Genomic DNA, 9,421 nt, shown 5'->3' with positions numbered 1-9,421 from the left:
CAGCCGGGCAAGCCGCTCTTCAACGTCAAAAAATCCCGCCTGCTTCATGATCCATACTCCAATCAACGCAAGGAAAATGGAATCACAGAGCAGACCTCAATACCAGAGGGTTTTTCGAACCCTCCAGATGACCGGTGAAGGCGGCCGCTGGTCGCGCGGGAAATCCTTCATGCCCGGTACCTTGCCATTCAGGCTATGTGTCAGGATCAGCGATCCGGCCAGTGGCAGCCTGACGGCATAATCCGTATGTTCGGTTTTCATATTGGGGATGCCGAACAGCAGTTCCGGGGCACGCCCCTCTGTATCCCAGTCCCCTTCCATCGCCGCGATTTTCACCGGCTGATACTTCAGGGTATTAAGACCATGCGCGTCGCCTGCAAGGATCTGCAGGGGTGCTACAATGGCCGCCATCCACATGGCCATGGAAAACATGACCCGCACGGGTTCGCTGGAAATCTTCCCGGCCTTGCGTGCCCTGAGCATATGCCACGCCCCCGTGGCGCCCACGATGAAGGCGACGGACAGGAAAGCCGCCAGTCCCATATGCACCAGACGGAACGGAAAGGACGGGTTGAAGATGATGGCCAGCCAGTCCATCGGCATGAACCGTCCCGTGGCCGGGTCAATTGTGTAGCCGCGTGGCGTCTGCATCCATGAATTGGAAGACAGTATCCATGTCATGGAAATCAGCGTGCCAACCGATACGCAGCATGTGGCCGCAAAATGCAGTTTGCGCCCCACCTTGTTCATGCCGAACAGCATGACGCCAAGGAAGCCTGCTTCGAGGAAGAAGGCGGTCATGACCTCATAGGACAGAAGCACGCCTGTAATTGGCCCGGCCTTTTTGGAAAAGATCGACCAGTTCGTGCCGAACTCATACGACATGACCAGTCCCGAGACGACGCCCATGCCAAAAACGATGGAGAACACCTTGATCCAGTATCGGTACAGATCAAGGAATACAGGCCGTCCGGTCCTGAGCCACAGCCCTTCCAGAACCGCCAGATAGGCGGCCAGTCCGATTGAAAAGGCTGGAAAGATGATATGGACGCCTACGGTAAAGGCGAACTGAAAGCGCGCCAGAAGGAGCGCCGGGTCATGTGCGTACTGCATCGATACTTTCCAAAACTTATGCAAGAGAAATAAATACTTCCCGGCATAGTGGTTCCGTAAGCAATTCTCTGGCCTGAAAGGCAGATACATGCTCAGGTGTCTTGGAAATGGTAGTAGATCAATCAGACATATGACGTCCAAGACAGATTATACATAAGATCATAACCTGCGTTTATAAGTGAAATATAAGCAAGATTTGTCTGGTTATGGGAGAATATAGACAGTTAAAATATTGATACCCACACGAGAAATATTTGGCCGTTATCTCCTGTTTCCAGCCGTCTCTGTTATTCATATGGATATAAAGCATGCCGATCAGGCACTTCTCGTAGCTCTGTTATATTCACAGTGCTGGTCATAGGAAACTGAATGTATGATCAAATGAAACCATAACGCTATGGGTTCATTTCCCACTGTGTTGATGTGTCACGAGATCCTTATCGGGCAAGTTGTGTCGGTTTTCGACATCCTACTTGGGGTGGAGGATGCTCAATGCATGCCTTAGTGCGAGGTTTGCTTTTCGGCTGTCGAGAATGGCTACCGTTGGTTCTGCCCTGCGGGCAGAGACGATATGTGGCACGATACGCAGGTCAGACACCAACGCTTCGAAGCATTCAGCCTCCATCCAACGATGGGATCGCTGATAGAACGCCAACCACCTTTCTTTGCATGGGGTGTCTTGATGCTCTGACTATCAGTGTGAACATCATGGATGGGCTGAAGCAGGAAACGGCGCATCAGTCTACGAAACCACGAACAGATAGTCTGCAATGGACGAAAATGAACCATAACATTTTTTAGCCACAACCTGATCGGACAAGAGAGCGTAGCCGTATTGACGGTTTACGGACATCGGCCGCTTGTTTCCGGCCTAACCGGTTCGCTGGCGTCGCAGGATGTTATACGCTTCCATTCCTTATCGGTCGGGTTTAGAGGGCCAGCATCTCGTTCTGCGGGTAATGCTGGCTATACGGCCCCGCTGTGTTGACGTCTACATATCGCGTTTAAGACGTAGATAAACCCTCCTGAAATCCTGTTCTGTCGAACGCCCACAAGAAAGTTAGAAGGTTAAAAGAAAGAGTTAAAAGGTTAAGGGAGCAAACAGGCTGAAAAATGCACGGAACACAGTGGGATAGAGAGGTCTGGCTGTTCCCGAAATGTCGTGAATCCGTTCCTGAAGTGTCGGCTCCGGTGTTCCTGAAGTGTCGGGTTACTGTTCCCGAAGGATCGAGGGCCGTTCCCAATATGTCGAAAGCATGGATCAAGGGGCTATTTTATCCGCTCACTTGAATCAGTTTTTCAGGAAGAAGCAAAAACCACGTTCAATTTTTTCAAGCTGATATCACTCCATTCGGATCGTATTGCAGGTGGCAAGAGCAGACCCGACACTTCGGGAACACCTGCATGGAATTCTGGTCTGGAACAGGGGGCGGCTGGGTCAATATCAAGGGCCATCTGATCCGGGGAGAGTGATCCTGACTATCGGGGAATGCTTTTCTGGCGCTGATATCGGTACATGAACCAGAATCCGATCATGGGAAATGCCTCCCCCGCTACGGGATCCCGGCCTGCTGCCTGATTATGGAGGCAGAAATGCCGTGATCAGGTCTGGCGGCCATATCCGTATGATACAGGGATACAGACCAGCTAATGGGATAAGGAAACTGTTGGATATTCCACAAAAAGAAACAGGTCAGCGCGGCCGGCCTTTAAAGACCGAGCTGGTGCTTGTTGTTAGAATGGTAACGTCTGACGAAGCCGATAAAGGCGGCCTGATAGTTTGCAGGGGTTCGGCTCTGGTCCTGGGAAAGCCAGTGACGGAATTCCTGATGCAAGGATTCAAAATCCCATCCCGGACATTCAGACCGCAGAAGGGCCAAAGTATCCGCAGTCAGGTCCGCATCGGCAAAGGAATCCGTCCCTGCCCCATCCAGATGCGACGGTTCGCCGGAAGATAGGGATGGACTTTCTTTTTTCCTTGAAGTCGTGCGGCGTTTCACGCTCGGAAGCGGTGATGTATCCGGGATCGGGTTATCCTGTCTTCTTCTCATCCGGAGCAGGGGTTCGGATTTTCCGGCTGGTATCTCGATTTCAAGTGCGAAGCCGGGCAGCTCATTGCGCGCGGCAATCTTGCCGATTTCAAATTTGAACCGTCTGTAATTTCCCTCAGCTCCGGATTTGATAAACAGGGTGGGAAGGGAAATGGAGAACCCGATTTCGCCCGCGCCACCTGCATGTTTGCGGGCGACCTTATATAACCATCGTTCCCGTCCCCCGGTGATGTTGAAATAGGCCTTGTCTATCGACAGGACGCCCCCGTTCATGAGTACGCCATCATAAAACCAGCTTGACAGTTCTATGGTCATGCCACGGCTACGTTCGGTTTTTTCGTCCACCAGTTGGGTCCAGCCATCCAGCCATGAGAATGTTGCTTCCCGCCTGTTTTCGGCCCGAATGTTGGTTTTGACGGTTGTTGAGACAAGGCGATCCAGTGCCTGCCCCAACAGTTCATAAGCCCGCCCGGTTGTAGGGCGGCCGATTGCCCTGAGTACATCATAGGGCATCAGATGAAGTCTGCGGGGAATATCATTCTGTCCGCGCCGGGCCATATCCGCCAGAATGCTGGCGCAGTAGATCAACAGGTCCGCATCCCAGATCGTCGCCATTCCGTAATCCGGATTGGCGGAAACATGTACCCAGAGCTTTCCATCGGGGCTCTTGTAATCGATGGGTTTCAGGCGTTTTGATTTTGCAAGGCTGAAGAAAGGCCGCTCCATCATTTCCCGCTGGTCGCGCAGTGGCAGATCCGCGAGATAGGGGAGGAACAGATCAATCTGATCCGTTTTCGGTTCCTCACGCTTGTTCATCATGGAAGTTTCCCCGGGGAAATTATCAGGAAGGGCCGACAGGAAGTTTAATGAAGTGGCGCAATTGAATTTCCCCGGAGAAACTTTGGCCCGATAGGGGGGATAGGGCCCGCATGGAAATTTCCCCGGGGAAACCGGCACGCATTCAGAATATTTTCCCCGATGCCCTGAGCCGTTCGAGGATATCTTTCAGACCCGAAAGATATTCATCAGTATCGGCACCAGCACCGGTATGGAGCCGGACCGTAATCCCCTGCCGGTTTACACTCTGCACACTCATGGCCACGCGGCCGAGGGCCGAACGGATTTCTATGGGGGCTTCGTTCATGGATGCGGCGTCGTTCCGGGCAGCATGAAGCAGCCGACGCATGACTTCGGATGCACTCGGTCCTTCGTGTCCCTGCTTTCTGGCTTCGGCCTGTTCCTGTGCAAGTCGGGTCGCTGCCACGGCTATCCGTTCCGCGGCATCCGTATTCCCTAGCGCCCGCGCAAGGTTATAGGCCGGCTTGAGCTGGACATCATGCCAACTGGAAAATGCCGCCAATATGTTGTCAGGTATATTGGCGACCTGCAGCATCTTGGAAAGCCATCCGGGGGAGACCCGCAGGCGTTCGGCCATCCGTTTCTGCTTGCCATCATAATGCAGGGTCAGGGCCGATGCGTAATTCCGTGCCCGTTCGATATCGGATACATCCTGTCGCGCACGATTTTCCAGATCAGCCAGACGGAAGGCGGCTTCATCATCCAGATTGGCAACCTGGGCCAGAAACCTGAGGTCCGGGTAGGAATGATTGCGCAGCCATTGCACGGACCAGTGCCGCCGGGTTCCGGCGACCACTTCATAATCGTAAGCAGGGTCGTCGGTAACGCGCCTTACGACTGCGGGCACTTTCTGGCCGCCTTCCGCGATGATTGAATCAATCAGTTCGCGGCAGTTCTGCTCATTAAGCTGCGCGTAAATACGGGCATTTCCGGGCCAGACGCGAACGCGTGCCGGGTCCAGAAGATGTTGCGTCACCTGCCGGGTCTGGCCGGATTGTACGCGTGCAAGCGCTGACTCCCTGCTCAGCAGGGTTGTTGGCCTTACCCTTTCGGCAGCAGGGGGTGTGGCGGGACCATCGGGTTCGGAACTGAGAAGTTCTTTCAGATAGTCGCTCTGTTTACGGGCCATCAGACGGCATCCCGTTCACAGGCAGCAGGGCTGCCGCACATACTTATATTATCAGACAGCATAGATGGCCTCTGCCTCGCTTGCGGGAGCCACCCTGCCCCAGCTCTGCCGGATAAGCTGCTCCACCTGCCCCAGTGCTTCGTCCAGATTGGCGCGACACCGTTTATGTGTCTTGGATGTGCCAATGGGTTTTGCCAGTTCATAAACGGACATCATACGGATTGCGGCATGACTGATTTCGGCTGATTCCAGAATGGGCACAGGCAGCAGTGCCGGGCCAAAGGTCTGTTCCATAAAGGCCCTGACGAGGGCATGGGACGGATCGTTGCTGTCGAATTTGGAACAGATCAGGCGCACAAAACTGTAATCAATAACAATGCCTGCTGCCAGAAGCTGCTGCAGGACCTGATCCATCATGGAAAGGAACTGTACTGTTGAACAGAAATCGGGCGTGGTTGCGGCCAGCGGCACCAGCAGGGCATTTGCCGCCTGCATGACGGCAAGGGAGATGGTGCCCAGAGCAGGTGGGGGATCAAGCAGAACGACATCATAGTCGCGTGCAAGTTCGTTCAGCCCCTGCTTCAGTTTGCGAAAGCGCGCTGTCAGCACCGACTGACCATCCGCACCGGCGGCAGCCAGTTCATATTCCACGTCGAACAGTTCAAGATTGGACGGGATAAGGTCCACATTGGGCCATGGCGTGCGCTTGACCGCATAGCGCAGATCTTCCTGCGTGGGATCAATGGACAGGTACGGATATAGTGTTTCGTCGCGCGTAATATTGAAATGCGGATTGAAACCGAAAAGGGTGGTGGTGGAAGCCTGACTATCGCAGTCAACGACCAGAACACGGTAACCCTGCACCGCCAGGTAATGGGCCAGATGGGTCGTGACCGTGGACTTGCCTACGCCCCCCTTGAAGTTCTGCACGGCGATGATCGCGGGTTCATCCATAGGGCTGCGTGCCGGGCTTGCGCCCAGTACCTTGCGCATATGAAGGATCTGCTCGATGCTGTAACCGGGGCGACGGCCATTTGTTGTCGGTGTGGGACTGGGAAGGCGACCGTCTTCTTCAGCCATCCGGATACGATTGGTCGAGCAGCCGAGTAGCGATGCGACCTCGGCGATCCCGATGCGAACACTCAGTCCTTTTCGGCTTTCCGGCAGGAATGCTTTCTTCCGCAGGCGCTCGATCATGCGCTCACCTGCTTCGGCCAGTCCGCCTATATGGCTGATAAATTCGCTCATTTTAAAGGGACCATTATGATTTGAATGTTTTAGATATTTTTTGTCTCATAAAACATTCAAACCGGCAACGTTTTAATTCAGTTTGCTTCAGCCCTGAAGCTTTGGTCCGGAGATTTGGAAACTACTGTCAGGGTGGATGCTGAAGATGCCGAATAAAACCCTTACCAGATCCGGGTGCAGAATGGACATTATGGTGACGGCACCATGAAGAATGAAAGCGATGGGTGCAGGAAGGTAGAGAGAATAATGACCGCGATAAAATCTTCTGTGGCAGTACGTTTGGTTGCTCGCATCCTGTCATAACAGGATAGGCCATATGATTTCAGGCGATGTGGAATTGAGACGACGGACCCGGTTTTGTCAGGAACAGGACTGCCGGGCATCGGGCTATCCCGTCTGGAAGCCATCTTCAGCCTGTGCGGGAGATTGTGACGATAGAAGGTGAGATGATCTGTCCACGTTTCATTTAGCGCACGGGCAGGACAGATGGCGTTTGTGAGATGCTAATTGCACCGGTGCAATTGACGACAGAAACCCGACTGGTCTTCCGCATTTCTGACTTCTAATACGATAGAGCGGGGCAGGTTTCGCAAAGAACTGGTTCTGGAGTGGCCGGGAATTATGAGGTCGGCCATTGGCTGTCCACGCATCCAGACAATGCTCCGTATAAAAGCTACATCGCAATTTAGGCTTGGTGCCCTCAGTTTATTGGACTGAGCGATGATCGGTAATTTCAAAGGGGCCGATGTTCGGCTGACAGCCCTCCTGACGGGACAGGCGGGCGCTTGCAGACTGGACCATTACTGCCAGCATTTCACCGAAGAAGAACAGAAAATTAAAGCGGTCTTACAACGGACACCTGATATAAAAAGCGCCGCCTCATCGAAAACATGTTTGCAAAACTTAAAGACAGGCGACGTGTTGCGACCTTCATCTTCCCTATCAAAGAATGAGTCCTGAGCCACGGTTCTGTCCCGGATGGGCGAACATCGGTCCATCCTCCCTGCGCATAAGCCATAGTGGAGGCAAGCGCGATAATATGGTTTTGAATGTTATAATCAGCGATATGGGCTACCATCAGGACAGGCAGAAAGCTGCCTGCACGATGGGACGTGGTGATGAACTGGCCTGAACAACTCGGCTTGACGATTCCATTGGTGCAGGCACCGATGGCAGGCGTCTCTACTCCAGCACTTGCTGCTGCTGTATCTCAGGCCGGGGGCCTTGGTTCAATTGGCGTAGGGGCTGCCGGTGCGACAGTCGCGCACGAGATGATCTGCCAGGTAAGGCAGCAGACAGGGGCTCCCTTCAACGTCAACCTGTTCGTACACAAGACGCCGGAAGTTGATCCTGTCTGCGACAAAGCGTGGCTGGCGTGGCTGAAACCGCTGTTCACCGAATTCAATGCAGTACCGCCGGCCAGACTGCATCCGATATACCGAAGCTTCAATGATGACCCGGAAATGCTCGACATGCTTGTGCATATGAAGCCACCGGTCGTCAGTTTCCATTTCGGATTGCCTGTGGCCGAGAAGATTTCGGTTCTGAAGGCGACAGGTGCTATTTTGCTGGCAACGGTAACCAGTCTGGAGGAAGCCTGCGTCGCCGAGGCCGCAGGGATGGACGCGATTGTAGCGCAAGGGATTGAGGCGGGGGGGCATCGCGGCATTTTCGATCCCGCGGGTCGCGACGATGCGCTGGGAACATTCGCCCTGACCCGTCTTCTGGTGCGGAAATGCCGCATTCCTGTGATTGCTGCGGGCGGTATCATGGACGGTGCAGGGATTGCGGCCGCCCTTGCTTTGGGCGCCGTCGCGGCACAGATGGGCACGGCTTTCATTCTTTGTCCGGAGACAGACGCGGATGAATCTTACCGAAAGGTTTTGAAGGGACCAGCCGCGTTTCATACACGCATGACCGATCTTGTTTCAGGACGACCTGCGCGCTGTCTTGCAAACCGGTTTACTGGTCTGGGTGACAGTGCAGGCATACCACCGCTTCCAGATTACCCCATTGCCTATGATGCGGGAAAAGCACTTAATAAAGCTGCCAGAAACTGTGGTGAAAGCGGTTTTGGTGCTTATTGGGCCGGACAGGGAGCACCTCTGGCCCGGGCCATGCCAGTAGACCAGCTCATGGGCAAACTGAAGGACGAACTGCAAGAGGTACGTAGCTTCGGGATGTAATCGCTAACCAACCTGCCCGGCATACGCCAGCATTGATGATGTTGCATCATGACAGGCCCGGCATCGGTATGAAACCGGGCAGAGCAAGATGCACGGTCAATGTCGTCCTCGGGGCAGGTGCGATATAGGGAAACACAGCGCAGTCCGCGATGGTCTGTTGTCCTGAGCCCTACCCAATGTTTGAGTGATCGTATTTTTTATGCGCCATCCGTCCGAAGGAGATTTCATAAGCAGGAATTGCACCGTTGCAATTATCGATAATCAAAAAACGAACTGATTGATTTTAAACGGTTATGAGTGATGGGGCGATCATCATCATCAGTTTTTCGTACCGGCGCAATGATCCAGAATGTTTCATACATTCATGTGGTACCGGATAGGCATTGACCGCTTCACTGCGTCCCTGCGCTTACTCTTGCCTTCTCATATAAGGGAAGAGGAGGGGGGCGTTACCTCACTTCCCGATACGCCCTTCATCTTATTGGGGCAGTGGTCATCTCGCCGACATTGAGGATGGCAGCGCCATACCGCAGATGGTAGCTGGCAGGGAACGGTTGTGATCGCGTATTATGTCTTTACAGGCCCGATCACGGCCCTCGCAACCGTCGGGATGCCCGGCAGGATAACAGGTTTTATTGTCCTGCCAGAACACCGGGCCGGGTAGCGCCATTTCGTCTGGTTGTGATGCTGCCGTAGTATTCCCTGCGACGAGAGTGTCCGATCTTCTGTGTATGACTGATCTGGTCCATGCTTTCCCGAAAGGAAGCATGAATGACCATCTCGAGAGAAATCCTGGACGCACTGCTGACGGACGTGGAGCGTCCTGAAGACCTGCT

General features: G+C 53.8%; 4 protein-coding genes and 1 pseudogene. 1 reads left to right on the top strand and 4 read right to left on the bottom strand.

The annotated features are described in order from the left end of the window. Positions 1 to 123: 123 nt before the first annotated feature. The 4 genes and pseudogenes from ACBR42_RS16435 to ACBR42_RS16420 all read right to left on the bottom strand — a co-directional run. Positions 124 to 1,113, bottom strand: a pseudogene (locus ACBR42_RS16435) (cytochrome ubiquinol oxidase subunit I); the annotation flags it as partial. A 1,709-nt stretch (positions 1,114 to 2,822) separates the two neighbouring features. Then, on the bottom strand, positions 2,823 to 3,983 hold the full coding sequence (locus tag ACBR42_RS16430; protein ID WP_371208742.1) for a replication initiator protein A: 1,161 nt from the start codon (positions 3,981 to 3,983) through the stop codon (positions 2,823 to 2,825). A 142-nt stretch (positions 3,984 to 4,125) separates the two neighbouring features. Beyond that, positions 4,126 to 5,151, bottom strand: a complete 1,026-nt coding sequence (locus ACBR42_RS16425; protein ID WP_132306450.1) for a ParB/RepB/Spo0J family partition protein — start codon at positions 5,149 to 5,151, stop codon at positions 4,126 to 4,128. Between the two features lie 51 nt (positions 5,152 to 5,202). After that, positions 5,203 to 6,399 carry an AAA family ATPase gene (locus ACBR42_RS16420; protein ID WP_371208741.1) on the bottom strand — a complete coding sequence of 399 codons (1,197 nt, stop codon included), beginning with the start codon at positions 6,397 to 6,399 and terminating at the stop codon, positions 5,203 to 5,205. Positions 6,400 to 7,517: 1,118 nt separating this feature from the next. On the opposite strand from ACBR42_RS16420, the gene ACBR42_RS16415 reads away from it, so the two are divergent. Continuing rightward, a complete protein-coding gene (locus tag ACBR42_RS16415) occupies positions 7,518 to 8,585 on the top strand; it encodes an NAD(P)H-dependent flavin oxidoreductase (protein ID WP_371208740.1) in 1,068 nt (355 codons plus the stop codon). Positions 8,586 to 9,421 lie beyond the last annotated feature (836 nt).

Origin of the sequence: Komagataeibacter sp. SM21 (assembly GCF_041402665.1) — a bacterium.
Taxonomy (GTDB): Bacteria; Pseudomonadota; Alphaproteobacteria; order Acetobacterales; family Acetobacteraceae; genus Komagataeibacter; species Komagataeibacter saccharivorans.
Note: the sequence above shows the minus strand (reverse complement) of the source record. Positions and strands in the feature narration are given on the sequence as shown.

Coding starts and splice junctions, on each gene's coding strand:
- ACBR42_RS16430 (WP_371208742.1), bottom strand. CDS start 3,983: ATGATGAACAAGCGTGAGGAACCGAAAACGGATCAGATTGATCTGTTC.
- ACBR42_RS16425 (WP_132306450.1), bottom strand. CDS start 5,151: ATGGCCCGTAAACAGAGCGACTATCTGAAAGAACTTCTCAGTTCCGAA.
- ACBR42_RS16415 (WP_371208740.1), top strand. CDS start 7,518: ATGAACTGGCCTGAACAACTCGGCTTGACGATTCCATTGGTGCAGGCA.
- ACBR42_RS16420 (WP_371208741.1), bottom strand. CDS start 6,399: ATGAGCGAATTTATCAGCCATATAGGCGGACTGGCCGAAGCAGGTGAG.